We start from the raw sequence: 25,326 nt of genomic DNA on the forward strand, positions 1-25,326 counted from the left end.
CGTAATCTTTTCGGCAAACAGCTATATGTAAACTAACTGATGAACCTCAATCCGTAAGCATAGTAGCCTTCGTACATTTGCTTAAACAAAGTAGTTTAATAGCTTGTTACCGGCGTGCAAATCTCCGTTCTGATGACCATACTTACTAAAAAATATATTGCTTCGCTTTTACAGCTGTTGCTTATCTCTAGTATGGTGTTGGCTTGCCAGGCACAACCGGCAGCAAACCAATTAAAGGCAAACCATATACTATGGACACAACTCTTACAAAAGCATGTTGAGCCCAATGGCAATGTCAGCTACAAAGGTTTTATACAAGACAAAGCAAAGCTGGATATGTACCTTGCACAGCTGAGTAAAGGCATTCCGGACGAAAAAACCTGGAGCACAGAAGAACAGCTTGCTTACTGGATAAATGCTTATAATGCCTTTACAGTAAAGCTTATAGTTGATAACTACCCTGTTAAAAGTATAAAAGACCTGAACGGCAAACTGGCAGTACCACTTATAAATACAGTCTGGGATAAGAAATTCTTTAAACTGGGCGGTGTTGCGTATTCACTGAATAACATAGAGCATGATATCCTACGCAGGAAATTTAAGGAGCCTCGTATTCATTTTGCTATCAATTGTGCTTCCAGGTCTTGCCCGGTATTACGCCGCGAAGCTTATACTGCTGCCAAACTGGAACTCCAGCTAACAGAACAAACACGCCTTTTCCTGAATGATCCTACTAAAAACAGGATTACGCCTGAAAAACCGAAACTTTCAAGTATATTCAATTGGTTTAGCAGCGATTTCACCAAGAATGGCAGCCTGGTCAGTTTTATTAATCAGTACGCGAAGGTAAAGATCAAACCTGGCGCCGAAATTACCTACCTGGACTACGACTGGAGTCTGAACGAATAATTGCCGATGCAGCAACACGAACATCTTGTTATAATTGGGAATGGCATTGCAGGCGTAACACTGGCGCAGCAGGTTCGCAAACGCAGTAACGTCCGTATCACGCTCATTTCAGCTGAATCTGCCACGCATTTCTCGCGCCCCGCGCTTATGTATGTTTACATGGGGCACATGCGCTACAAGGATATTGTACCTTACCCCGACTGGTATTGGCGCAAAAATAACATTACCCTAGTTCATGACCGGGTTGTAAGTATAGATTTTGAGCAGAAACAGTTGCATCTTCAAAAAGGCGAACCCATTACTTTCCATACTTTAGTACTTGCCACCGGATCTACCACTGCTTACTATAACTGGCCCGGCCAACACCTGAAAGGTGTGCAAGGGCTGGTAACCCTGCAGGACCTGGAGCAGATGGAAACGCAAACAAAAGGTATAAATGAGGCGGTAATTGTTGGCGGCGGACTCATAGGTATCGAAATGGCCGAGATGTTGAAGAGCCGTGGAATAGCAGTTACGATGCTGGTACGTGATAAACTATACTGGCAAAATGTCCTGCCAGGACAGGAAGCAACCCTGATCACACAGCACATTCAGAACCAAGGCATTAACCTGAAACTAACTACTGAACTCGATGAAATTTTGGGCGATACTGCCGGGCAGGTAGGCGCTGTAAAAACAAATACCGGAGAAACTATACCGTGCCAGTTTGTAGGCATTGCAACCGGTGTAAAACCCAATACAGATTTTCTCAGAAATACAGCGCTTCAGCTTAACAAAGGTATACTTATAGATAACCAGTTTAAAACCAATATCCCCGGTGTATATGCCATAGGCGACTGTGCCGAATTCCGAGAAAAATACGAACAACAACCAGCACTTGAACAGCTCTGGTATACAGCACGCCTGCACGGAGAGGCGCTGGCTGCTATACTATGCGGCAAAGCACAAAACTATGAACGTGGCCCCTGGTTTAACTCGGCAAAATTCCTGAACATTGAGTACCAGACCTATGGCTATGTGCCAAATAGTTGGGATGAAACAAAATACGATTCGCTTTACTGGCAAAACACAGCTGGCACCAAAGCTATTCGCTTATTTTATGAACGCGATACCGAAATGCTCAAAGGTATAAATCTGCTAGGTATACGTTACCGCCACGACCTCTGCCACCATTGGCTGAAGCAAAAGTATAAACTACAAGATGTAATCTATGAACTGGAAGCGGCCAATTTTGATCCGGAGTTCTATCGCCACTACGAGCCTGAGCTGAGACAACTTTACTTCAATAAATTTCCTGACAAAGCGCAGCAAAAAAAGCAAAATAGCTGGTGGCAGCTGCGCAAGAAATTTGGCTTGGCTATGCATCTAGAAAACTCCGATAAGCCACTATGACTACAACTTATACTTTCTACACTTCTGCCAAAATTTTAAAAATTGTTGGAGTTATACTTATGGCTGCTGGTTTGCTAGGTGTTTTAGTAGCATTTGCAGGGTATCAGGTTATTTCGCCGGTATACTTTGGACTTGGCGGAATTATGGCATTTTGTGCGGGTGGACTTATCACCATCTGGCAGTTAAGAATGCAGAAGCCGGTGGCTGAGCAAAACAATTATACCTGGCAAAAGGATATTACTGCACGTGGTATTACCGGCTGGGTAATAGCCTTGGTACTGACAGGCTTTTATATTTTACTCTATTGGTTTCCGAATACCCTGAAGGGACTTGTTTTGGCTGTTGAGCCACTCAGCCGCTTATTGCGCCATAAGCCCGCCGATCAGTGGTTCCTGTATGGCACGTTTTATACATTGGCGGTACTGGTAATGGGCGTGCACGCATTGCTTAAATATCGCAACAACCGTTACCACATTATCCGCACCATTTCGGTTATGTTCTTTCAGCTCGGATTTGCTTTTCTGTTACCTGCACTCTTACTATTGTTTAACAAACCAGAGTTTTACTTCAGCTATTTCTGGCCGCTTAAGTATGATTATCTTTTCCCGGGAACGGTAAGTTATTTAGTGCAAGATGGCGCTGCAATGGGCACATTTATGGTATTTTGGGGAGCTATTCTTTCCTTTATAGCCACACCTGTGCTTACCTACTTTTACGGCAAAAGGTGGTATTGTTCATGGGTATGTGGCTGCGGCGGTCTTGCGGAAACTGCCGGCGATCCATACCGTCATTTATCAGATAAAAGCCGTTCAGCCTGGCGCTGGGAAGTGGCCATCATCTACCCTGTTTTTGGTTTTATTATACTTACTACCCTGCTGCTCTGGCTAAATTCCTGGAGCGAGGGCCGCATTTTAGGCAGTTTATCCCAGGGCTTTTCGGCTACCTATGGCTTTTTTATCGGGGCTATTTTTTCGGGTGTGGTAGGCGTTGGTTTTTACCCTATACTTGGCAACAGAGTTTGGTGTAGGTTTGGGTGCCCGATGGCTGCTTACCTGGGTTTGCTGCAAAAGCATTTATCGCGCTTCCGGATTACAACCAATGGTGGCCAGTGTATCTCATGCGGAAACTGCTCAACGTATTGCGAAATGGGGATAGATGTGCGCTGGTATGCACAACAGGGGCAACCTGTTATCCGGGCCTCTTGTGTGGGCTGCGGCATTTGCGCACATGTTTGCCCGAGAGGAGTGCTTAAACTGGAAAACGGTCCTACAGAAAACCGGTATGCGGCATCAGTACTAATAAACCGGAACGATGTGGACTTTTTAAGCTAGGTTTATACTTTCATCAGCAAGTATAACATGCTCGATTTTTGTAAAAGCAAAGTCATACTTTATATAAAGGGACTCAGAAAAAGTATCTAAATATAAATTGCGGCTGGCTATTGAAGTTCTTCCTGCTCCATATACTCCCACATTGCATCTTCGCTGGCACCGTTCTTGGCAGCATAAATCAGCATGGTTGTATATACTCCGATAAGCAGTAAGCTAAGCGGGATTGAAAAGACAAAAGATACTATAAGCGTTTTCACCGGATCTGGCTTAGATTTCATTTTGGTAGAAGCATACCAAAAGAAAAGAATGTTGAAAATCCCAGAAAGTGCGATGAAATTGATAATATCTAGCATTTGCTAAAAGTTAAGGTTAAACCATCATAACCAAGAAGCATGCCATGCCGCTTTCCAGCCAATACATTTCCTCTTTTTTTGATTATAACAGCCACAATAAAACCAGTTAGTACTTAATTACTTAACCCTTTTCTAAAACAGGATAATGCAATTTAACAGCCACACGCTTAATATACAAGCTTATTCTCTAAAAAATTTACAAACCAAAATTCATACTGAATCCGAATGCTTTTGTAAATCCTGCTAAGTTGTGCAGCTTTCTGATAAATGACTTTTTCGGCTTAAAAGTTCAGCATGCATACTTTTAAAATCATAACTCTGCTTAAGCTTAGCTTAATACAGGTAAGTTTTTGTTATAACTTCAAAGTTGCACTTTAAGCTTAACAAGGTTTACAAATTATTGTATCGCAGCTATTTGCAAAATAAGCTAAACAGAAGAAAGGCATCTATAATATTATAGATGCCTTTCTTGCTGGTCAAAATATTCAGGTAAATCTTAGCTATATTTTCTTCTGGCGTGGTCTGTATCCGATACTGCAACAAAAGAGACAAGTAATATTAAAAGTTGTTTACTTATTAATGCGAATTTTTCCATAGTGATAGTATAATTTTAAATAGGCGGCTAAAATTGACGGAGCGCCTACCCTACTTAGCTTCCTATTCCGGCTCCGCCTGTAGGTTTAACGGGTTTTTGCCTGATACGTTCGGAAAATTTACCTGTAAATCTTAAGTTTTAGCCATTAAATTAGCTCATAAACAGCTTATTGCCGTTTTAAACGTTGTTACGCCATAGTTTTTATATATGTAATACTTCTCACTTTTTAGCCGTAATAAAAAAATCCGCCGAAGAATTAACCCCGACGGACTTTAATTGTATTATATTTTGGCTGTGTTAAAGGCTCATGGTCAGAATCTGCTCCACATCGCCTACCTGAATATCAGCACGCTCGCCCAGGTTCTTCACGCCACGTTGTTCAAACCGCTGCACAATCTCCCGGATTGTTTCTTTATCAACATCATAATCCTTCAGCCTGGTGCGTATGTCCAGCGACTCAAAAAAGTTTACCGTAGCCTGTATAGTCGCCTCAATTCGTTCTTCTTCCCTGCCCTCAGTAATTCCCCAAACACGTTCGCCATATTGTAGTAACTTTTCACGTTTGGTATCGCGCTTGTAACGCAGCAAAGATGGTAATACAATTGCCAGCGTACGGGCATGGTCTATACCATGCAGGGCGGTAAGTTCGTGGCCAATCATGTGCGTTGCCCAGTCGGTTGGCACACCTACCCTGATCACCCCATTCAGGGCCATAGTGGCACACCACATAAAGTTAGCCATTACATCATATTTAGTTGGTTGCGCCAATACCTTCGGGCCTTCTTCTTTCAAAGTAATAAGTATAGATTCAGCCATGCGGTCCTGCAGCGGTGCGTTTACTGGGTAGGTCAGGTACTGCTCCAGCACGTGCGTAAAGGCATCTACCACACCATTGCTTAACTGGCGAGGCGGCAAAGTATAACAGGTTTCTGGGTCAAGTACCGAGAACTTAGGAAAAGTGAACGGACTTCCGAAAGAAAACTTTTCTTTGGTTTCTTCGCGTGTAATCACAGATCCGGAGTTCATTTCAGAGCCGGTAGCCGGCAAGGTCAGTACCACACCAAAAGGTATGGCATGCGTTACCGGCGTCTTTTTGGAAAGGATGTCCCAGGGCTCTTCGCCTTTAAACGGAATAGCTGCCGCGATCAGTTTGGTACCGTCTATTACCGAGCCACCTCCTACTGCCAGGATATAATCGATCTGCTCAGCCTTTGCCAGTTCAACTGCCTTCATCAATGTTTCGTAGCGCGGGTTCGGCTCTATGCCGCTAAATTCTACAACCTTGTGGTTCTTCAGCGCATCCATCACCTGTTCATACACACCGTTCTTTTTAATACTGCCTCCGCCATAGGTCATCAGAACGCGGGCTTCGGTTGGTATTTCCTTGGCAACAGCTTTGATTTCGCCTTTTCCAAAAATGATCTTAACCGGATTATAGAATGTGAAATTGTTCATATTAATATGCTAATGATATACTTGTTACTACCTGGGGTAACCCAGAGATAAAATTTTTAAGGAAGAGAAATCAGGAACATACTTTATACTTGTTTTTAGGTATGCTAACGCCCTGCGCCACTATACTCGGCTACCTTTACGAGCTGTTTGCCAATGTTCTCGCCTTTAAACAAGCCCAGGAAAGCATGCGGTAATTGGTCGAAGCCTTCCAGAATATTCTCTTCGTACTGCAATTTACCTTCTTTTAGCCAACCTGCCAGCCCCGAGGCTGCTTCTCCAAACCGCTCCATATAATCACTGACTATAAAACCTTTCATCAGTGAGCTGGTCTTCAGGAGGATAGGCTCTACGCGCGGCCCTGTTGGGCGCGAAGTAGCATTGTAAAAAGCGATCTGACCACATACTGCAATGCGGGCAAATTTATTCAGCAAACTATAAACTGCGTCCGATATCTCGCCACCTACATTGTCAAAGTATACATCTACGCCGTTAGGGCAGGCAGCAGCCAGGGCCTCCTGTATGTTACCTGTAGTTTTATAGTTAATGGCTTCATCAAAGCCCAGGTCCTGCTTCAGGTAGTTAACTTTATTATCGGAGCCAGCAATGCCTATTACGCGGCAACCTTTTATTTTAGCGATCTGCCCGACAACCGAACCAACTGCTCCTGCTGCCCCCGATACAACCACCGTTTCGCCTTCCTTCGGATCTCCTATAAAGATTAAGCCGCAATAAGCTGTCAGGCCGGGCATGCCAAGTATACCCAGGTGGTAACTTAATGGCGCCAGATTAGGGTCGATTTGAGTTAGCCCGTTACCATTAGATATGCTATAGGTTTGCCAGGGCAGGTTACCCATTACCACGGCGCCTTGTGGCAGCTGCTTGTTCCTGCTTTCTACTACTTCCGCTACTATACCACCTGTTATTGGCTCGTGTAGCTGATAAGGCGCCACATAAGATTTTGCCTCGCTCATGCGCCCCCGCATGTAGGGGTCTACGGAAATATAAAGTGATTTTAGCAGCACCTGTTCCTCCTGCAATTCCGGTAAGTCGTCTTCAATAAATTTAAACGTGTTATCGGTTGGCATGCCCTGCGGGCGCTCATTTAGTAATATGCTTCTTGCTCTCATAGTTAATAAATCAGGTATACACTGATTACACGCATAACCAAAGACAGGAGTTATTGTTTGCCAGCTATACTGAGGATTCAGGACTTAAATAAGCATTCATGTAAAAGTAAAAACCTCCTGCTTATAGTCTATCATCAACTATAAACAGGAGGCCATAAGTTAACATCCCTATACTTCAGGATGCCGTTTTATACTTTAGATTGCCGGATCAGCTGGCGTATTCGGGTTAGTTAACCTTTCCTGGTCTGGGTAAGGATAAAAATTCCGGTTACGCTCTGTGGTATTATCAGGAGGACCAGGGCGGCCAAAACGACGGCTATCTTCCCACTTCTGGCCTGTTAAGTATAACTCAGCAGATCGTTGTTTGTATACTTCCAGTAACAAAGCCTCTTGTGTAACCGGCCCATTATAAGCTGGCAAAGCGGCATTTACACCAAAAGGGTCTCCGGAGGTTTGTGTTCTCACTTCATTGATAAAAGCCAGCGCCTCATCAAGCGAGCCATTGCTGCGAAGTATAGCTTCGGCTTTTATCAGCTTTATCTCATCTGTTAAGTATACTGGTATATTGGAAGTCTGTGTATCGAAGAAACCTTTCAGCGTTCTTACCGGATCGCCGTTCACAACCGCGCTTGGGTCTGTCAGGTAAAACGCTTCGCGTGCATCTCCTTCTTCAAATAGCCCAGCTGGCAATCCAAAGTTATCGCGGGGTCTGAAATACTTAAGTATAAAAACAGTATTGTAGATCGGGTTTGGGCTTAAGGTACTGTACACATACTCCGACTTTTTAGACAGATCTACCAGGTTAGCATTGGCAAGTGCAGCCGCATAGTTGCCGGCATAAAGGTTATACCTTGCATTGAACGCGTAAAGGGTATTCTTAAGGTCAAAAGCCGAGCCTGTTACCAGCGAATTAAACTCCGGTGAAACCGGGGTGGCATTAAGAAGAGCAATTGCCTCGTCCAGATGAGAAATGGCTGTCGCCAGTACTTCAGCTCTTGGCCTAAATGTTACTTTTTCAGTTGTGCTGGTTTCTGTGTTTGCCTGCTCAAATGCAAGGGCTAATGTACCTAAGGCCATTGCCTTATACAAATGCGCATGTGCTAAAACACCGCTTAAGGTACCGCCGGTTAAAGTAGAAATATTAGGAGCATTTACCAGAATCTGCTCACTCATACTCATGGTGCGCTGCATTCTGGACCACAAACCAAGTATGTTACCGTTAAAAGTAGGAAGTGCTGTGCCGCCTGCTTCCAGTTCCAGTACGTTAGTAAAAGTGGCAACGCCTTTCATCTCACGGCCTGTTACGCCTGGGTAAAGATAAGCTGCCTCTAACCCGGAAGTAGAGTAAAACTGCCTAACGCCTACGCTCAGGGCAATAATGCCATCACGTGAGTTAAGCACTTCAACATCACTTGCAGCATTGGGGTTTGGTATATCAAGGTCGCATCCGCTCGCAAGCATCAGGCAACCTGACAGTGCACCTATTTTTAAAAATGAAGTTATATTTTTCATGTAATTATCCGTTTGAAATAAAGAAGATTAGAACGATACAGTAACACCTAAGGCATAGGTTCTTGGTATCGGCACCTCTACAAAGTCAAAACCGCGAACAGCAGTAGTCTGGCCGGCAGCGTTTACTTCCGGGTCATAACCGCTATAATCATCTATGGAGAAAAGATTACGGCCAGCCAAAGTTAAACGCACATTACTGTTTCCTAAGAAAGCAGGCTTAAAATCGTAAGCTACCGAAAGCTCTCTCAGTTTTATGTAAGAGCCATCTTCTATATAATTCTCAAAAATACCGAACAGAGCAGCTGATGTACCTTTTGGCACTTCACCTCTCAGCTCCGGCTCGTATCCGGCTAAGCCACCATACAAATCGCGCTCGCCAACACGGCGGGTAAAGTTGAACACATCAAAACCATAAGCCGCGTCAAACTGGGTACGGAAAGAAAGACCTTTACCAACTGACAGTTCGTTTGTCCAGGAACCTGTCCAATCCGGGTTCGGGTCTCCGATTACTTTAGGTTTGGTGGCTCCTGTTGGCTGGCCGGTTTCCGGGTTACGACCTACTCGTTCGGCTTGTGGTAAACCAGCAGGATTCAGTAAAAGAGAGCCATCCGGGTTACGGGCAAAGTATGTACTATAAAATGCACCAATCGGGTAACCGTTTACTGCAGCAACCTGACCAAAACCACCAGGGAATGCTACTACACCTCCCGGAATATCATTTACTTCGTTCTTATTTCTGGAATAGATCAGGGTTGAAGTCCATTTCAAATTCTCTTTTTCTATCGGGGTACCTGTCACCATTAACTCAATACCTTTGTTCGTCATGGTACCAACGTTAGCATACTGGTTCAGGAAACCTGTAGATGGTGTAAGGCCTATAAATAACAGCAGGTCTTTTACATCTTTATGATAGTATGAGAATTCCATACCAAGTCTTCCGTTCAGGAAGCTCATATCGGCACCAACTTCAGTTTCTGTCTGTCTTTCCGGTTTGATACCAGAGTTACCTAACAGCGTTGAAGAAATAACACCCGGAAAACCAGGCAAAGAAACAGGGTTATAGTTTGTGTAACGGTCGTAAGCTCCAATTGCCGTTAAGTTACCTGCCTGGCCATAAGATGCTCTGAACTTCAGGATAGGAATTACATTGGTAATATTCTGCCAGAATTTCTCATTTGAGATCAGGTAGCTACCGCTAACTTTCGGGTAAAACTGCCATCTGTTATCCGGACCAAAAACAGAAGAAACATCATAACGGCCTGCACCTGTCAGGAAAAGACGGTCACCGATACCAAAAGTCTGTTGTGCAAAGAAACCAAGTATATTGATATCGACTCTTGATTCTCCCGCAACAACTGTAGCTCCGTTTGTTGAAATCTCAGCTATCGGGCCAAGTTGGGTGGCTGTTATACCTGTCGTATAATTCTTCTCGATCTGTGCTGTAGCTCCTGCTCCTGTTGTAGATACTAACCAATCTCCTAAAGTAGCCTTATAAGAAACATTCAGATCATTGTTTAACAGGTATGAGGTTCTATCGGCACGGCGCGAATAACCAGCGTCGTAAGAAGGTGTTGTGTTTCGCACCGGAATAAAGCCTGTCGCAATCTGTGTGGAGTTATCATAACCCAAAGTATAATTGATGTTCAGGTTATTGATCGGCGTCAGCATTACCTGGAAATCACCAATAAATCGGTTTGTTCTTTGGCCGAAGTCGAAACGATTTATTGCCTCCAGCGGGTTGGTTCTTCTAAGTATAGCTGTTGGCGCTGTAGAAGGGTATACACCGTTAACCGGCTCCGGATTAATAAAGTTATTGCTAAAGATAAAACCTGTTAGCGCACCGTATGCTTCGCTCAATCCACCATTCGGAATCTCTTTACTTGTACTCAGCACATAATTGGCACCTAAAGAAACCGACATCCAATCATTCAATGTCTGGTCGATTCGCAAGCGGGCTCCTCCCCTGTTAAATGCAGAACCATCTATAATACCCTGGTTGCTCAGAAAGTTGCCACTCAGGAAATACTGGGTAGTAGCGCTACCACCCGATACCGAAACGTTGTTTTCTGTACCATAAGCCGTACGGAAAATTTTATCCTGGTAATCGTAACGCTGCACCGGCTCCTGCGTCTTATCCAGAGGGTCTGTGTTGATAAAACGGAAAGGATGATCGTTATAATCCAGTGTTTTACGAACTTCACTAATTCTGAACTGGGTAGATGCTGAAACCTTAGGCTTACCTTCTTTACCACGCTTGGTAAAGATCTGCACTACACCGTTACTTGCCCTGGAACCATAGATAGCAGCCGCAGCAGCACCTTTTATGATCTCAATACGATCAATATCATTCGGGTTGATATCTACCAGACGGTTCTGAGCATAACCGCCCAAGTCAATCAGTTCCGGCGAGCCGTTGTTAATGATAACGCCATCTACAATGTATAACGGGTCTCCTGAGCCTACCACCGTACTGGTACCTCTTAAACGCACACTGATACCACCGGCAGGGTTACCGGAGTTCTGCGATATCTGGGCACCGGATACTTTGCCAGACAAGGCCTGGTCTACGGAGGTGGCTACGCTATTCTGGAGAGCAGCTGCAGAAACGGTAGAGATGGCATTGCCCAGTTGCTTTTTGCTGGTTGCCACCGACGTACCTGTTACTACTACTTCATCCAGGCCTACTACGTCTTCGCTTATCTGGGCATCTACAGTTACTGTAGCAGATGCGCCCAATACTACCGATTTAGTTGCCGGCTTAAAGCCTATGTAGGAGAAAGTTAACTGATAAGTGCCTGCCGCTAAATTAGCAGATAAGTTATACTTACCGCTTGCATCGGTAGCTGTGGCGGTGTTGCTGTTCTGAAATTTAACAACTACACCCGGCAACGGGCTTTTAGTACGGGCATCGGTAACAGTACCCGACACGGTGTAACGGGTAGTTTGGGCGAAAACCGGCTGACTTAGCAGCGCCAGCATCAGCACCCAGATCAGGGTTGCCTTTAGGTTAGGCCACCCGGGTAAGTAAATTTCTCTCATAGTAATTATTATTTAAACTGTACATAAAATCATCGGTTAAACGCATTACGCTGGTAAGCTTATCTTACCCATGTGCACCGAAGGTACACGGCTTTGTCCCGGCCCAAAATCTATTCTGTTGCCCACCAAACACTCATTGGCCAATGTTGCAAACAACACAGCTTCCTTGGCATCAGGAGAAACCCCCAGCTCAGCAGTATCTCTTATAACGGCACCTGGTAGCAACTCTTTGATATTCCGGATCAGCAACGGATTGTGCATGCCGCCGCCACTTAAAAATATTTCGAATTTCTCGCCTTTCAGCGACCGGGTTATAGCATCGCAAATACCAAGGGCTGAAAAACGATTCAGGGAAGCCATCACATCTTCTGCAGAAAGATGGGTTGTATCCGATCTTAATTGTGCCTGCTCCAGGTATGCCAGGTTAAATAATTCGGGTCCCGTTGTTTTCGGAAAGTCGTAACTAAAGAAAGGATCATCCAGCAAAGCGGCTACCAGCTCCGGGTTATACTTGCCTTGCATGGCAATGGCAGAGTCGGCATCATAGTATTTACCCGGAAACTGCGTCTGAATGTAAGCATCCATCAGGGTGTTGCCCGGCCCCACATCTGTAGAGAATATTCTGGTAGTGTCCAGGTCGCCGGGCAGGAAAGTAAAATTGGCAATGCCACCAATATTCAGCATAATCCGGTTCTGCCCTTCCTCTGAAAAAAGCAGGTAATCGCCGTACACAGCTAAGGGCGCACCTTCGCCTCCGGCTGCTATATGTTTTTGCCTGAAATCGCTTAATGTGATGATGCCTGTTTTAACGGCAATATGATCGCCGTCGCCTATTTGCAGCGTGGCATTGGGCATACCCTCTATCATGTGCAGGGAAGCCGGGGCGTGGTATATAGTTTGGCCGTGGCTGGCAATAATATCTACTTCGGAGGATGTTATACCCCACTTTTGCAGGCAGGAGTTTATCAGGTTGGCATGGAAAGTCCCGATGTAAGCATTCATCAGGCATACTTTTTCGAGATCAACCTGGCGCTTAGAGAAAATAGCCTTTACTTCCTGCTTAAAAGCGTTGTCGTATGGCATGGTGGCAAACTCACGGAGTGCCATTCGGGTTTGCGTTCCGTGGCCGGTAAACTCGCAAAGCGCAATATCAAGGCCATCCAGCGATGTGCCCGACATTAGGCCTATGATTACTCTTTTATCTTTTTTTACTACCTCAAATAGGTTACTCAGACCTTTGTTCATATTAAATAGTATGAAGAGAAGAACCTATAGTTTAAGCTAAGCTGAATTGGTTACTCAAACAATATAATTCCGTTTAAATATAAGTCCGAAACTATATAAAAGTTAACGTTTTACAATCAAATAAGGGCGAATTATTCGGCCTTATTTTTATACTTGCTACCGAATAACTAAAAAGTATAATTTCGCTCATCAGGCTAAACCGGCACTTAACAGGGCCTTTCACTTTATACTTATACTAACTTCCAGCTACTTTCTAACGGCGTTTTAATGCCGGATAATCTTACCATCTGCCATCTCTATAATCCGGCCGCTGCGCTCTGCAAAGCTTTGGTCGTGGGTAACTATAAGTAAGGTCTGGTCATGTACTTCGGCCAGCTCTTTAAATACCTCGAAAACGTGTTCGCTGTTCCGGGTATCAAGGTTACCGGTTGGCTCGTCGCCCATAATAATGTGCGGGTCGTTTATGAGGGCGCGGGCAATGGCAACGCGCTGTTTTTCTCCACCAGATATCCGGTAAGCTTCTTTGGTTGCCAGGTGCTCTATACCTAACATTTTAAGCCGTTCGAGGGCACGGTGCTCTACTTCCTGCCTGCTATACTTGTTCAGTTTCAGGCCGGGCAGCATTACATTCTGCAACACCGAAAACTCGTTCAGCAAATAATGAAACTGGAACACAAAACCAATCTTCTCGTTCCGGATCCTGGCCAGTTCAGTACCATTCCTGCCGGTCATTAACTCTTTATCTATCAGCAATTCCCCGGTATAGTCTGTGTCCATTGTTGACAGGATATAAAGCAGCGTAGACTTGCCGCAACCCGATTTACCAATCACGGATACAAACTCGCCTTTATTTACAGAAAAAGTAATATCTGTGAGCACCTGCACCGTTACCGGATCATGAAACTCTTTATTGATGTGCCTGGCCTCGAGTATGATTTCCTGCATGTTACTTGCCTCTTATAATTTCCACAGGATCTACTTTACTGGCTTTCCGGGCCGGGAAGAAACCGGCAAAATAAGTAGTAATTAATGAGAAGAAGCCACCTATAAAATAAAATGCAGGGCTATAGTTTACCGGGTATGTTTTTATAGTTGGCAGCGCGGCCGTGTTAAACGGAATGTTATCGATGATGAGTGAAAAGATGAAACCAAATATCAGCCCGACCATGCCACCAAAGAAACCTATACTTAGCGCAATCACCAGGAAGATCATGTTCACATCATTACCCGAAAAACCGGTGGCTTTAAGTATGGCAATGGAATCCATCTTCTCGTAGATCATCATGTTGAGGATGTTGAAAATGCCAAAGCCTGCCACAACAAGTAAGGTTATACCCACCGCATACGAAATAATGGACCTAACATTGCTGCCCGTTTCGAATTGCGAGTTGGCAGTCTGGATATCTTCGGCATCGATGTCGAACTTTTGATGGTACTCCCGGGCAACAGCCGGCGCCATGTTAAGGTCGTGCAGCTTTATCTGGATGTCGGTGATATAGTTAGATGGTTTGCCCAGAAGTTTTTGCGTAGTAACGATAGAGGCATAACTCTGCACTTTATCGATTTCCTGTATACCCGATTGAAAATAGCCAACTACTTTTAACGGGAAACGCTCGCCCTGCACCGTGGTTACCTGCACCACATCGCCAATGTCGGCTGCCAGAATTTCGGCCAGGCCTTTACCAAGTATAATGCTGTTAGCTACGTTTTTTGCATCAATGGCAGAACCGGAAGTTACATAGTCGCGGAATTTGAAAAGCCGCATTTCCTCTTCCACATCCACCCCGTTTATCACGCCGGTAATATCAATGGTGCCTTCGTTAAAAAACACCTGTGCCGTTAGTTTTGGCCCAGCCCCCAACACACGCGGATCGGATTTAACAGCTTGCATAATGGGCCCACTGTTATAAATTTCCTGCCTGGTTATACCTGATTTTACCGAGCTGATAAAGTTGTAAGAGTCTTTAAATTCGGAAGAGGCATTTATCGGTTGGTTTGCGCTGGGCTTTATCTCATTATAAAGGCGCACATGGGGTGTCCGGTTAAGTATAAGCCCATCGAGCATGTCGTTCAGGCCGTTCATAAAACTGAGCAATGTAACAAACATCGCAATACTGAACGCAACCCCAATAGCAGCCACCAGCGTTTGCCCCAGGCGGGCCATCATCATCGATCTGGCTATCCCGAAAATGAGCTTTTTATTCATTGGGCAGGTTTTACGATCACATCATCCTTCGTCAGTCCATCCAATATCTCTACTTTCTGATAATCCTTCAGCCCGGTTTTTACCTGCACTTTTTCTTTGTCTTCTGTCATCACAAAAGAGCCATCCAGCAGGTATTCGCGCGGAATGAGGAGCGCATTTTTCTTGGTTTGTATGAGGATATTTGCTTCTGTGGTAAGATTCGGGTAAAGCGCTGGGGGCGTGGTAACAAAGCTGGCTTCCACGGTAAACGAACGTGTTCTTTCGTTCATGGCCGGGTTAACTTTGTATACTTTGGCTTCAAATACCTGGCCTTTGTAACTGTCGAGGTTCAGCAACACTTTTTGCCCCGGCTTTACACGTGCTATGTCATACTCATCTACCTGCAGTTCAAGTATAAAATCATCGGCATCGCCAATTACAGCCACCGGCATCTGCGGGTTTACCATCTCGCCTTTCTCTTTCAGTACGCTGTATACTTTGCCGTTTGTCTCGCTTTTAACGGTGTAATCATCGGCCATGGTTTCGCTTATCTGCAGGCTTTTCTGCGATTGCCGGGCGGCGAAATTGAGTTGCTTCTTAAGGTCGTTGTAGCGAAGTATAGCCGACTTATAAGCTGTAACAGAGTTTTTATAGTTTAGCTCCCGCTGCTCCAGTTCAACACGCGTGCCTATGCGGTTCGCCCACAAATTGCGCTGCCTTACCAGCAGCAGCGAATCGTTTTGCTTTTTGCTCCTCGCCAGGTCAATGGCTTCCCGTATTTCGTTCAGCTTTTCGGAGTTGGCACTTACGCGGGCATACTCGGCGGCAATACGGGCATTTTCGGTGCTTAAGCGGGCGGCGTCGTTTTCCAACTTCATTAGCGGGTCGCCTTTCTTTACTACATCACCTTCTGTAACCAGTATCTGCTGTATTATGCCGCTCACCTTCGGAAAAACCTCGTATTGGTCTTTGCTCTTTACCACTCCGGACGCATACACCGATTCCGTAATATCTGCTACTGTTGGCTGCGTTTCTTCCTGCTTGCCGGCGCAGGCAGCAAGTATGAGCAGCATGAGGGCAAATCGGAAGTATAATCTCATTTGTCGGTTTTTGTGTAGCGGTATGATGAAGATTTTGTCAGCAGTTATGCTTTTAATTCATCAGGATGAAAAACTCAATTACACTAATAACGATTAAGACAATCCAAGTACTCAAAAAAACTAAACCCGCTTTCTTCAGTCTGCTTTTATCTTTCTTTATCACCCCCCATGCTAATAACGCAAAGGTCATTAGCAGCCCAATGATTGTTATTAATAATTTTATTATTGTTCCGACCACCATTATTAGTCAACAGAGATTAAATAAAATTCTTCAAATTCAGCCTTGCTCCGTTTGTATAAACTTCTTCTACCTATACTTGCGCCAGCTCGGTAGGCATTAACACATTTTGCTGGTACGTACTCAGAAACAGGCTTAGCTTGTCCATTGTTTGGCTTAGCTCCTGAAGTTCCGGTAAGTATACAATCCTGAAATGGTCGGGTTGCTGCCAGTTAAAGCCACTGCCCTGTACCAGCAATACGTGCTGCTCGCGCAGAAAATCAAGTACAAATTGCTGGTCGTTGTGTATGTTATACTTCTTCACATCAATTTTGGGAAAGAGGTAAAAAGCACCTTTTGGCTTAACGCAGGTAATACCGGGTATGGCAGTAAGTTTATCGTAACAAATGTCGCGTTGCTGGCGCAGGCGGCCTGTTGGCAGCACCAGGTCGTTTATACTTTGGTAACCTTCCAAGGCTACTTTTATAGCATATTGCGCAGGCACATTACTACACACCCGCAGGCTGGCCAGCGTGTTCAGGCCATCTATATAAGAAGCCGCTTTTGCTTTGTTGCCGCTCACCACCATCCAACCCGCTCTAAAGCCCGCCGCCAGGTAATTCTTGGACAAGCCGCTAAAAGTTACAGTTAAAATTTCGTCCGAAAATGTAGCCGTTGGGTAATGTTTGGTGTCGTCGTACAGGATTTTATCATAGATCTCATCCGAAAAAACCACCAGGTTGTGCCGGGCCGCCAGTTGTACTACCTGCTGCAGTAGTTCCGGGGTATACACCGCGCCTGTCGGGTTGTTAGGGTTAATAATAACAATGGCTTTGGTACGGCTCGTGATTTTGCTTTGAATATCTTTCAGGTCCGGGTTCCAGTCCGATGCTTCGTCGCAGAGGTAATGCACGGCTTTGCCTCCCGAAAAACGAACAGCCGCTGTCCAGAGCGGGTAATCCGGAGAGGGCACCAGCACTTCATCTCCCTCATTCAGCAAACCCTGCACCGCATGAAGTATAAGCTCGCTTACGCCGTTTCCAATAGAAACATCATCAGTATGGATGCCATGTATGCCTTTACCGGTATAATAGTTTTTGATCGCCTCGCGGGCGCTTAAGATGCCTTTATGGTCGGAGTAGCCTTGAGCCGGGTGCAGGTTGGTTATTATACTTTGCACTACTTCTCCGGAAGCCTCAAAACCAAAAGGAGTCGGGTTACCAATGTTCAGTTTCGTGATGCTGTGGCCCTGCAGTTCCAGTTGCTTTGCCTGCTCGTATACTGGCCCGCATAGTTCATAATGAACCGCATCGAGCCGCGTGCTGCGCTGTATCATTTTAAAAAATTACTAAAAACAAGGGTTTTGTACCCTTCACAAATGTAAATGCTAGTTAAGAATAAATACTGCTTATTGGATGGCAGAAGCATATATTTTTATACTTGCCAGCCAGGCGCCCGCACGTTACCATACTTCCCTGCCACTTCTCCCACACCCCATTTCAGCTATCAAATTTAGCAAAGTATAATTTATTGAGCCACTTAATAAAAATACACCTCAATGCCTTTAACCTGAGAAAAACACTGCAAACACTCATCCTGAGCACTAAGCAGAGTACTTTTTCAAAAACCAAAACTAATTTATTTAGTATAAATTGCTACATATATTAGCAAAAGCTATATTGGGCTCGAGTTATAAAACAGAAGAAACTATGGAAGATATACTTTACTTTAATCCGGTGAGCCTGCCGCACCCTTTCGAGGTTTTGCCGCTGCACGAGTTTGATCAACTGGAACTCCCTTTAAGCATGCCCTATGTGGCTGCGGGCTTTCCATCTCCTGCCGATGATTACCTCGAAGATAAAATTAACCTGCAGAGCGTACTCATCCGAAATCCTACTGCTACTTATTTAGTAAGGGTGCGGGGAGAATCGATGCGCGATGCCCGCCTGCACGATGGCGACATACTGGTAGTAGACCGCTCAGTTAAACCTGCCGAAGGGCACATTATTATAGGCGTGGTAGATGGTGAATTTACAGTAAAGCAACTCGTGCGCCTGAAAGGCAAACTATACCTGATGCCTGCCAACGAGCAGTATGCCCCGCTGGAACTGACAGAAGAAATGGATTTTAAACCGTGGGGCGTTGTAGTATGGTCGCTGCACAAAATAAACGGACAGCCATGACCAGCCTTTTCGCTTTAGTAGACTGCAACAACTTCTACGCATCCTGCGAGCGGGTATTTAACCCGAAACTCGAAGGCCAGCCTATTGTAGTGCTCTCTAACAACGATGGCTGCATAATTGCCCGCTCCAACGAGGCTAAAGCCTTGGGCATACCAATGGGCGAACCAGCTTTTAAAGCCAAAGATGTTATTGAGCAGCATGGGGTGCATGTGTTCAGCAGCAACTACACTTTGTATGGCGATATGTCGGCAAGGGTGATGCAGACGCTGGCACAGTTTACGCCTAACCTGGAAGTATACTCTATTGATGAAGCTTTTCTGGACCTGGGCAATTTCTACGGACGCGACCTTAACCAATACGCTCAGGAAATGCGCGAAACAGTAAGAGCCTGGACAGGCATACCTGTATCGGTAGGCGTGGCTCCTACCAAAACGCTGGCCAAGCTGGCAAACCGCTTATCCAAGAAATCGAAAAAGGCAGCCGGTGTGCTGGTGCTTACCGATGAGCGACATATAGAAGAAGCCTTGCGACGCACCGAAGTTGGCGATGTATGGGGTATTGGAAGGCGGTATGCGCAAAAACTGGCTGGTTTTGGTATCCATACCGCACTGGACCTGCGCAATGCACCGGATACTTTCATAAAAAAACACATGACAGTGGTTGGGTTGCGCACTGTGCGCGAGTTGCGCGGTGAGCCTTGCCAGGACCTGGAACTGGAAGCACCAAACAAGCAGAATATCTGCACATCGCGCTCTTTTGGCCGTCCTATTACCGGCCTATCAGAACTTCAGGAGGCTACCGCCAACTATGCTTCCCGCTGTGCAGCCAAATTACGCAGGCAGAAAAGCTGCACCGGCGCTATTACAGTATTTCTGCAAACAAACCAGTTCCGCGACGAGCCGCAATACTTTAACAGCAAAACCATTGCGCTGCCAACTGCTACAAACAGTACGTTGGAACTGCTGCACTACGCTAACCTGGCCTTGCTGGCGCTCTACCGCGAGGGTTACCGGTATAAAAAAAGCGGTGTGATTGTATCGGAACTGAGGCCACAAAACCAGGTACAGGCATCTTTACTTGATACCATAGACCGCGACAAACACCAACGCCTGATGCAGGCTTTAGATAAACTTAACAGCAGCTGGGGCCGCGACAAAGTTACCTGCGCTTCACAAGGCACTACCCGCCCCTGGCAATTAAAATGCGAGAAGAAGTCTCCGTGTTATACTACTAAGTTTAAGGAGTTATTAAGGGTTGGGGTGAGGTAAAGGAGAACATAGTTAAGTAGTTATAACATTTCGTTAAACCTGATTAATCAATAGCATTGATTTAGGTTTACTGCTCTTTGTTAGCTTTCGCCTCGCCGGCTGGGCCTCACTTTTCTCCTTGATGAGAAAAGTAAGCAAAAGAATCAAGACAATTCGAAACTCGCTGAACGCTCAAACATCGAATCGTCAGTAGATGCACCTGGTTGAGGCTTTTGCTTTGTAGTTCCACTACAAATACCCCTATAGTCCCCTCAAGGGGATACTTGCCTCCAGTTGCATAGTCGCAAGCTAAGCAGTATCAATCCCAGTCCTTAGGTGGAGCGCCTTCTATTGTTGCGGTGCTGAGCTTGCTCAGCAGCCCGCAGCGGAGCGAGGAGCAGCTTCAATAGACAGCGCGATGCCAAAGACGAGGCCGCCCGGCCATGAGGGCACCAATGTATAAAATGAAACAAATAGGCAAGTAAGACTAAGGATGAAAGCCAACTATGAAAGTATAGCCTGTTAGCCATAAACTAAAGTTTCAACTATAGAACATATAAGATTTCTCGACTATCGCTCGAAATGACAATAAATAAAACCATGAAAGCAGAAGAATATTTAAAAGGACGAGGTGCACAGTATAACCCTGCTAACCCATACTTGAAACAGGAATACGTAGCCGACCATATAGAAGGACTGGATGAGCCGATGCTCTCCAATTCTAAAACAGAGTTCTTTAAAGAACATCCTAAAAAGATAGTAAACCAGGTAGATAGCCCTGACCTGGGCCTCACTTATTCCATGAACCCCTACCAGGGCTGCGAACATGGCTGTATCTATTGCTATGCCCGCAACACACACCAGTATTGGGGTTATGGCGCAGGCCTGGATTTTGAACGCAAGATCATCATTAAAGAAAATGCCGCAGAAGTGCTGGCGCAGCAACTCGAGAAACCCAACTGGAAAGTAATGCCCATCATGCTGGCAGGCAACACCGACTGTTATCAACCCATCGACGCAAAAAAGCAACTGACAAGAAAGTTATTGGAGGTCTTGCTGCAGTACCGCCACCCGGTTAGTATCATCACTAAAAATGCACTCATACTTCGCGACCTTGACCTGCTCACAGCACTGAGTAAACTGGACTTGGTGCACGTAAGCATCAGCATAACAACCTTAGACGAGAAACTAAGACAAAAACTGGAACCGCGTACTGCCTCGGCAGCTAAACGGCTGGAGGTGGTAAGGCAACTAAGTGCTGCTGGTATACCTGTAAATGTAATGGTCGCGCCTGTTATACCCGGCCTAAACGATTCGGAAATTCCGGCCATTATTAAAGCTGCTGCTGAGGCCGGCGCCAGCAATGCAGCTTATACTATTGTGCGGCTTAACGGAAGTATAGGCCCTATTTTTGAAGATTGGATACAACAGGCTTACCCCGACAAAGCAGAAAAAGTGCTCAGCCAGATTGCCAGTTGCCACGGCGGTCAGCTAAACGACAGCCGTTTTGGCACCCGCATGCGCGGTGAGGGAAAATTTGCAGAAACAATAGCAACGTTGTTCAGAATAAGTAAGCAAAAATATATGAAAGGCCGGCAAATGACACCTTACAACTATACCCACTTCTGCACAAAAGCAGGCAAACAGCTGGGTTTGTTCTGATAAATTAGCTTAAACTATAAAACAAAGGCTTCACCGCACTAAATCCTAACTAAGCAGAAGTATAAAGTATACATGCAACCTATGCCGGCAATGCCAGTAATATGCTGTAGCCAACTACCAAAATAACCTAGAAAGCAAATAAGCCGATTCATGGAAGCAGGAAAAGACATAGTAGCAAAAAGTTGGGTAGATGTACAGAAAGTGCTGTTTGACCATAGTTGGGATGATAGCATAGGGCGATTCAGATCGGCATACGTGTACAGGGGCAACTGGAACAAAGCCTTCGACCTGACAACAAGCATTACAAGGCTGGGCAGTAATTACGGAAAACTGGAACCTCATATTCTGCGCAACTTCCGGAAGTATGCCCACAGCAATGCTTCGCCCGGCGACTCTGTCTGGAACTGGCTGGCAGTGGCGCAACACCATGGCCTGCCCACCCGCCTCCTCGACTGGACCTACTCCCCTTACGTAGCCCTGCATTTCGCTACCCAGGATTTATCGAAGTATGACCAGGACGGCGTTATCTGGTGCATTAATTATGTTAAATCGAATGAGTTCTTACCGGAGCCGCTGAAGAAAGCCATACAGGAAGAAGGCTCTAATGTATTTACAGCTGAGGTGCTGCAATCGGTTTGCTCTTCCCTGAAAGAGCTCGACGAGTACAAGCACGATCCGTTTGTTGTATTTTTAGAGCCACCGTCGCTAGATGCCCGCATCATCCATCAGTATGCCCTGTTTTCATTAATGTCGGGTGTGGAAGCTGAAATGGGAAAATGGCTGAAGGAGCATCCTGATTTATACTTCAGGGTAATTATTCCGGCCGAATTAAAATGGGAAATACGCGACAAACTGGACCAGGCCAATATAACCGAACGTGTGCTTTTTCCGGGCCTTTCAGGGCTAAGCCAATGGCTGAAACGGCACTATACACATCCGTAAATTATTTTACCATGTAAGCAGGAAAGTATAAGCCGATATTCAGGAAAATTTCCTATTTTGAGCACTGCAACACCCTTATACTTACCTTCATGAATTTGCTTAGGCTTACGCGTAAAAAGGAACAGACTGCACACCAGTCTGTTACAAAAAAATTATTAACCGGTTTAACAAAATACAATTACCCCGGAATAACTGCAACTACAAAAACACTGGCACTGGCAGGGCTTTTACTAACCGCCAACGCCTGTACCCAGGAGCATGAAGTGCAACAACTCACAGCTCGGCCACTTGAAAAAGCCACAGTTACAATACCTGCTACTGGCAGTACCAAAACAGATAGTGTAGAGAGCGCAACAAAGTCCACTGCAGATACAGCATCCTGGAAGTACCCGGGCCCTAAGCCATTGCCGGGCGCTATATTGCCGCACAAGCGTATACTCGCTTTTTACGGAAACCCGCTATCTAAACGAATGGGTATATTAGGTGAGCTGCCACCAGAGCAAATGCTGCAAAAGCTGGACGAAGAAGTAGCCCATTGGAGCAAAGCCGACTCGCTTACGCCGGTGCAACCTGCCCTGCACGCCATTGTGGTTACGGCACAAGGCAAGCCCGGCCGCGGCGATAAGTACCGGCTGCGCATGGCAAACAAAATGATTGAAGATGTAATTGAGCTGGCGAAAAAGCGGGATGCCCTGGTGTTTCTGGATGTGCAGGTGGGCCGCAGCACACTACAAGAAGAGTTGCCACGCCTTGCTCCTTACCTACAATTACCAAACGTGCATTTAGGTATAGATGCCGAGTTCTCGATGAAGAACGGCGGTGTACCGGGGCGCAGCATTGGCACCTTTGATGCCGAAGATATCAACTACGCAACTGAGTTTCTGGCCGGTTTGGTGAAGGCAAACAATGTACCACCTAAATTGCTGATTGTACACCGCTTTACGCAGCGCATGATCACTAATACCCCAAATATCACTCTCCGCCCGGAAGTACAGGTAGTTATGCACATGGATGGCTGGGGGCATCATGCGCTTAAAAAAGACACCTACCGCCGATACATCCAGAAAGAACCGGTGCAGTTTACAGGGTTCAAGCTATTCTACAAAAACGACCTGCGCAAAAGCCCACGCCTCATGACGCCGGAAGAAGTAATAGCCCTGCAGCCAAGCCCACTTTATATACAGTATCAGTAAGTTAAAGTATAAACAGGAAGGCCACATAAGTAACTAATACTTATTGCGGCCTTCCTGTTTATAACTGGTCAATACCGGTTCAGGCTTTCTTTAGCTTATCCTTTATCCAGGTGTCCAGTAAGTCTATTAGCTTATAGTTAAAATGGCTGGAGGCAAACGCATCGTATTGGCCTTCGGCTTGCAAACGAATATAATCAGCTTTGATACCTACTTCTACAAAACCATGATCGGTGCGCGGCAGCACGTAAGACTCCCCTTTACCCGGATGAAAACTGTTTACGACATCAGCAATCATGCGAGCCCCTTCCGCATCCAAAGACTGCACATCGGCCTCGCCGTAAATAGCTAACGTATAAGCATTTGCTTCCTTCAGGGCTTTATTAAACGGAATATCCTGTAGCTGTTGCAATACTTTATAGTTTCGGGCAAACAGGTGTCCTTTGCCATCATAGTCCAGGTTTTCTTGCAGCAGGGTTTTATACTTTGGATTCTGGGCAAGCTCCTCAGGCGTTTTCTTCTGCACCATCAGCTCGTACAACAGCGGAATAAACGTTTTCATATCGTCTTCTACCTGCACATAATCCACACTATACAAAGGGCGCTGCTCGCGGTAAAGGTCTATCAGGTACTCGAACCAGGGCATGGCCGCAGCGCCGTAAGTAATTATACCTTTTACCTTTTCTTCTGCAGCAATTAACGGGGCGGTGTTCCCACCAAGCGAGTGCCCGAACAGGAAAATATTATCGGTATCTACAGCATCGTAGGTCTTAAGCTTTTTGAGGGCGGCTTTAAAGGCATCAACTTCTTCCTGGTAAGTTATTTCGGAGCAGGGTTTTGTGCCTTTGGTGTCGCCGGTGCCGGGTTTATCGATGCGGTATACCAGGTAACCTTTCGCCAGCAGCCCGTCCATTAATCTGCGTTGTGTATCATCTTCCGGCAGGTTATCGATAGAGCCGCAATTAAAGCCTTGGATAAAGAAAACAGCAGGGAATTTGCCTTTGCCTTTTGGCTTTTTGATAATAGAACGTACATAACCGCCACTTGGCAATGCTACTTCATCGTAGATCACATCGCCGTTTACAGCGGTTTCCTGTGGCATTGGCTGTACTTTACCTTTTATACTTACTGCTTTGCCAGCCTTGAAAACAGAAAGAGCCAGCTTCTCGCCTACCTGCAGTTGGCGCGCCATGGCCACCAACTCCTGCGCACTGCCTACAGACTTGTTGTTCAGTGTAAGTATAATATCATTTGGCTGCAGTTTGATCGCAGCAGCGGTACTGCCCGGAATTACCCTTACTACCAAAGCGCCGGAAGCGGCAGGCAGCTTTCGGACTTTGGCCAGCGAATCAGTAATAGTAATTGTCTGCACACCCAGGAAAGCGCGCCGTTTAAGATTTTGTGCCTGCATGTAGTTAGCCAAAGGCAGGCATAGCAGTAACACAAAGGCTACCAATGCTTTACATTTCATAGTTTTATAAGTTTGGCAGAAATCAGCTCAAAGTATAAATCTCAGGAGATAACCATAGGCTTTTAGCTATAGCCCAGCTCCCTAACCTGTCTCATAGTTTGTTTTGCAAACACAGGGTGTAGCAGCGTTAAGGTTAAAAACCGCAGAATTTATACTTTAATATCGCTTTAC

At 45.6% G+C, this 25,326-nt stretch carries 19 protein-coding genes; 8 read left to right on the forward strand and 11 right to left on the reverse strand.

Going from position 1 to position 25,326, the window contains the following annotated elements:
* The first annotated feature begins 114 nt into the window (after window positions 1–114).
* The 3 genes from LWP20_RS11760 to LWP20_RS11770 are packed head-to-tail and all read left to right on the forward strand — an operon-like array spanning window position 115 to window position 3,632.
* On the forward strand, window positions 115–909 hold the full coding sequence (locus LWP20_RS11760) for a DUF547 domain-containing protein (protein ID WP_242928339.1): 795 nt from the start codon (window positions 115–117) through the stop codon (window positions 907–909).
* 6 nt (window positions 910–915) lie between these two features.
* Window positions 916–2,301: an NAD(P)/FAD-dependent oxidoreductase gene (locus tag LWP20_RS11765; protein ID WP_242928340.1), complete on the forward strand. Its 1,386-nt coding sequence runs from the start codon at window positions 916–918 to the stop codon at window positions 2,299–2,301.
* Entirely contained in the window at window positions 2,298–3,632 is a 1,335-nt protein-coding gene (locus LWP20_RS11770; protein WP_242928341.1) for a 4Fe-4S binding protein, read from the forward strand. The genes LWP20_RS11765 and LWP20_RS11770 overlap by 4 nt, the downstream gene beginning before the upstream one ends.
* Window positions 3,633–3,739: 107 nt before the next feature.
* On the opposite strand, the gene LWP20_RS11775 is transcribed toward LWP20_RS11770, so the two are convergent.
* The 10 genes from LWP20_RS11775 to LWP20_RS11820 form a co-directional block, all read right to left on the reverse strand.
* Window positions 3,740–3,985 (reverse strand): hypothetical protein, encoded by a 246-nt coding sequence (locus LWP20_RS11775; RefSeq protein ID WP_242928342.1) that lies wholly within the window; start codon window positions 3,983–3,985, stop codon window positions 3,740–3,742.
* Between the two features lie 892 nt (window positions 3,986–4,877).
* Window positions 4,878–6,035 carry an iron-containing alcohol dehydrogenase gene (locus LWP20_RS11780; RefSeq protein WP_242928343.1) on the reverse strand — a complete coding sequence of 386 codons (1,158 nt, stop codon included), beginning with the start codon at window positions 6,033–6,035 and terminating at the stop codon, window positions 4,878–4,880.
* A gap of 104 nt (window positions 6,036–6,139) precedes the next feature.
* On the reverse strand, window positions 6,140–7,162 hold the full coding sequence (locus tag LWP20_RS11785; RefSeq protein ID WP_242928344.1) for an NADP-dependent oxidoreductase: 1,023 nt from the start codon (window positions 7,160–7,162) through the stop codon (window positions 6,140–6,142).
* 195 nt (window positions 7,163–7,357) lie between these two features.
* The gene (locus tag LWP20_RS11790; RefSeq protein WP_242928345.1) at window positions 7,358–8,674 is read right to left on the reverse strand and encodes a RagB/SusD family nutrient uptake outer membrane protein; all 1,317 of its coding nucleotides are present in this window, start codon (window positions 8,672–8,674) and stop codon (window positions 7,358–7,360) included.
* Window positions 8,675–8,701: 27 nt separating this feature from the next.
* On the reverse strand, window positions 8,702–11,713 hold the full coding sequence (locus LWP20_RS11795) for a SusC/RagA family TonB-linked outer membrane protein (RefSeq protein WP_242928346.1): 3,012 nt from the start codon (window positions 11,711–11,713) through the stop codon (window positions 8,702–8,704).
* Window positions 11,714–11,758: 45 nt separating this feature from the next.
* Window positions 11,759–12,958, reverse strand: coding sequence for an anhydro-N-acetylmuramic acid kinase (locus LWP20_RS11800; RefSeq protein ID WP_242928347.1), 1,200 nt, complete (start codon window positions 12,956–12,958; stop codon window positions 11,759–11,761).
* A 264-nt stretch (window positions 12,959–13,222) separates the two neighbouring features.
* Window positions 13,223–13,903, reverse strand: a complete 681-nt coding sequence (locus LWP20_RS11805; RefSeq protein ID WP_242928348.1) for an ABC transporter ATP-binding protein — start codon at window positions 13,901–13,903, stop codon at window positions 13,223–13,225.
* 1 nt (window position 13,904) lies between these two features.
* The gene (locus LWP20_RS11810; protein WP_242928349.1) at window positions 13,905–15,164 is read right to left on the reverse strand and encodes an ABC transporter permease; all 1,260 of its coding nucleotides are present in this window, start codon (window positions 15,162–15,164) and stop codon (window positions 13,905–13,907) included.
* On the reverse strand, window positions 15,161–16,243 hold the full coding sequence (locus LWP20_RS11815) for an efflux RND transporter periplasmic adaptor subunit (RefSeq protein ID WP_242928350.1): 1,083 nt from the start codon (window positions 16,241–16,243) through the stop codon (window positions 15,161–15,163). Before LWP20_RS11815 ends, LWP20_RS11810 begins: the two co-directional genes overlap by 4 nt.
* 311 nt (window positions 16,244–16,554) lie before the next feature.
* Window positions 16,555–17,796 (reverse strand): pyridoxal phosphate-dependent aminotransferase, encoded by a 1,242-nt coding sequence (locus LWP20_RS11820; protein WP_242928351.1) that lies wholly within the window; start codon window positions 17,794–17,796, stop codon window positions 16,555–16,557.
* Window positions 17,797–18,169: 373 nt separating this feature from the next.
* Here LWP20_RS11820 and LWP20_RS11825 point away from each other — a divergent pair, with 373 nt between their 5' ends.
* The 5 genes from LWP20_RS11825 to LWP20_RS11845 all read left to right on the forward strand — a co-directional run bounded on the left by LWP20_RS11825 (window position 18,170) and on the right by LWP20_RS11845 (window position 23,687).
* Complete coding sequence (locus LWP20_RS11825) at window positions 18,170–18,643, forward strand: LexA family protein (protein ID WP_242928352.1); 474 nt, start codon at window positions 18,170–18,172, stop codon at window positions 18,641–18,643.
* A complete protein-coding gene (locus tag LWP20_RS11830) occupies window positions 18,640–19,911 on the forward strand; it encodes a Y-family DNA polymerase (RefSeq protein WP_242928353.1) in 1,272 nt (423 codons plus the stop codon). The genes LWP20_RS11825 and LWP20_RS11830 overlap by 4 nt, the downstream gene beginning before the upstream one ends.
* A 579-nt stretch (window positions 19,912–20,490) precedes the next feature.
* Entirely contained in the window at window positions 20,491–21,552 is a 1,062-nt protein-coding gene (locus LWP20_RS11835) for a PA0069 family radical SAM protein (RefSeq protein WP_242928354.1), read from the forward strand.
* A gap of 150 nt (window positions 21,553–21,702) precedes the next feature.
* Window positions 21,703–22,494, forward strand: a complete 792-nt coding sequence (locus LWP20_RS11840) for an FRG domain-containing protein (RefSeq protein ID WP_242928355.1) — start codon at window positions 21,703–21,705, stop codon at window positions 22,492–22,494.
* 89 nt (window positions 22,495–22,583) lie between these two features.
* A complete protein-coding gene (locus tag LWP20_RS11845) occupies window positions 22,584–23,687 on the forward strand; it encodes a hypothetical protein (RefSeq protein WP_242928356.1) in 1,104 nt (367 codons plus the stop codon).
* A gap of 79 nt (window positions 23,688–23,766) precedes the next feature.
* On the opposite strand, the gene LWP20_RS11850 is transcribed toward LWP20_RS11845, so the two are convergent.
* Complete coding sequence (locus LWP20_RS11850; RefSeq protein WP_242928357.1) at window positions 23,767–25,155, reverse strand: alpha/beta hydrolase family protein; 1,389 nt, start codon at window positions 25,153–25,155, stop codon at window positions 23,767–23,769.
* Window positions 25,156–25,326: the final 171 nt, after the last annotated feature.

Origin of the sequence: Pontibacter vulgaris (assembly GCF_022758145.1) — a bacterium.
Taxonomy (GTDB): Bacteria; Bacteroidota; Bacteroidia; order Cytophagales; family Hymenobacteraceae; genus Pontibacter; species Pontibacter vulgaris.

Bases quoted from the DNA above. Each gene is read 5' to 3' on its own strand.
- LWP20_RS11810 (WP_242928349.1), bottom strand. From the start codon at position 15,164: ATGAATAAAAAGCTCATTTTCGGGATAGCCAGATCGATGATGATGGCC.
- LWP20_RS11835 (WP_242928354.1), top strand. From the start codon at position 20,491: ATGAAAGCAGAAGAATATTTAAAAGGACGAGGTGCACAGTATAACCCT.
- LWP20_RS11820 (WP_242928351.1), bottom strand. From the start codon at position 17,796: ATGATACAGCGCAGCACGCGGCTCGATGCGGTTCATTATGAACTATGC.
- LWP20_RS11775 (WP_242928342.1), bottom strand. From the start codon at position 3,985: ATGCTAGATATTATCAATTTCATCGCACTTTCTGGGATTTTCAACATT.
- LWP20_RS11765 (WP_242928340.1), top strand. From the start codon at position 916: ATGCAGCAACACGAACATCTTGTTATAATTGGGAATGGCATTGCAGGC.
- LWP20_RS11815 (WP_242928350.1), bottom strand. From the start codon at position 16,243: ATGAGATTATACTTCCGATTTGCCCTCATGCTGCTCATACTTGCTGCC.
- LWP20_RS11795 (WP_242928346.1), bottom strand. From the start codon at position 11,713: ATGAGAGAAATTTACTTACCCGGGTGGCCTAACCTAAAGGCAACCCTG.
- LWP20_RS11780 (WP_242928343.1), bottom strand. From the start codon at position 6,035: ATGAACAATTTCACATTCTATAATCCGGTTAAGATCATTTTTGGAAAA.
- LWP20_RS11850 (WP_242928357.1), bottom strand. From the start codon at position 25,155: ATGAAATGTAAAGCATTGGTAGCCTTTGTGTTACTGCTATGCCTGCCT.
- LWP20_RS11800 (WP_242928347.1), bottom strand. From the start codon at position 12,958: ATGAACAAAGGTCTGAGTAACCTATTTGAGGTAGTAAAAAAAGATAAA.
- LWP20_RS11770 (WP_242928341.1), top strand. From the start codon at position 2,298: ATGACTACAACTTATACTTTCTACACTTCTGCCAAAATTTTAAAAATT.
- LWP20_RS11840 (WP_242928355.1), top strand. From the start codon at position 21,703: ATGGAAGCAGGAAAAGACATAGTAGCAAAAAGTTGGGTAGATGTACAG.
- LWP20_RS11785 (WP_242928344.1), bottom strand. From the start codon at position 7,162: ATGAGAGCAAGAAGCATATTACTAAATGAGCGCCCGCAGGGCATGCCA.
- LWP20_RS11805 (WP_242928348.1), bottom strand. From the start codon at position 13,903: ATGCAGGAAATCATACTCGAGGCCAGGCACATCAATAAAGAGTTTCAT.
- LWP20_RS11790 (WP_242928345.1), bottom strand. From the start codon at position 8,674: ATGAAAAATATAACTTCATTTTTAAAAATAGGTGCACTGTCAGGTTGC.
- LWP20_RS11825 (WP_242928352.1), top strand. From the start codon at position 18,170: ATGGAAGATATACTTTACTTTAATCCGGTGAGCCTGCCGCACCCTTTC.
- LWP20_RS11845 (WP_242928356.1), top strand. From the start codon at position 22,584: ATGAATTTGCTTAGGCTTACGCGTAAAAAGGAACAGACTGCACACCAG.
- LWP20_RS11830 (WP_242928353.1), top strand. From the start codon at position 18,640: ATGACCAGCCTTTTCGCTTTAGTAGACTGCAACAACTTCTACGCATCC.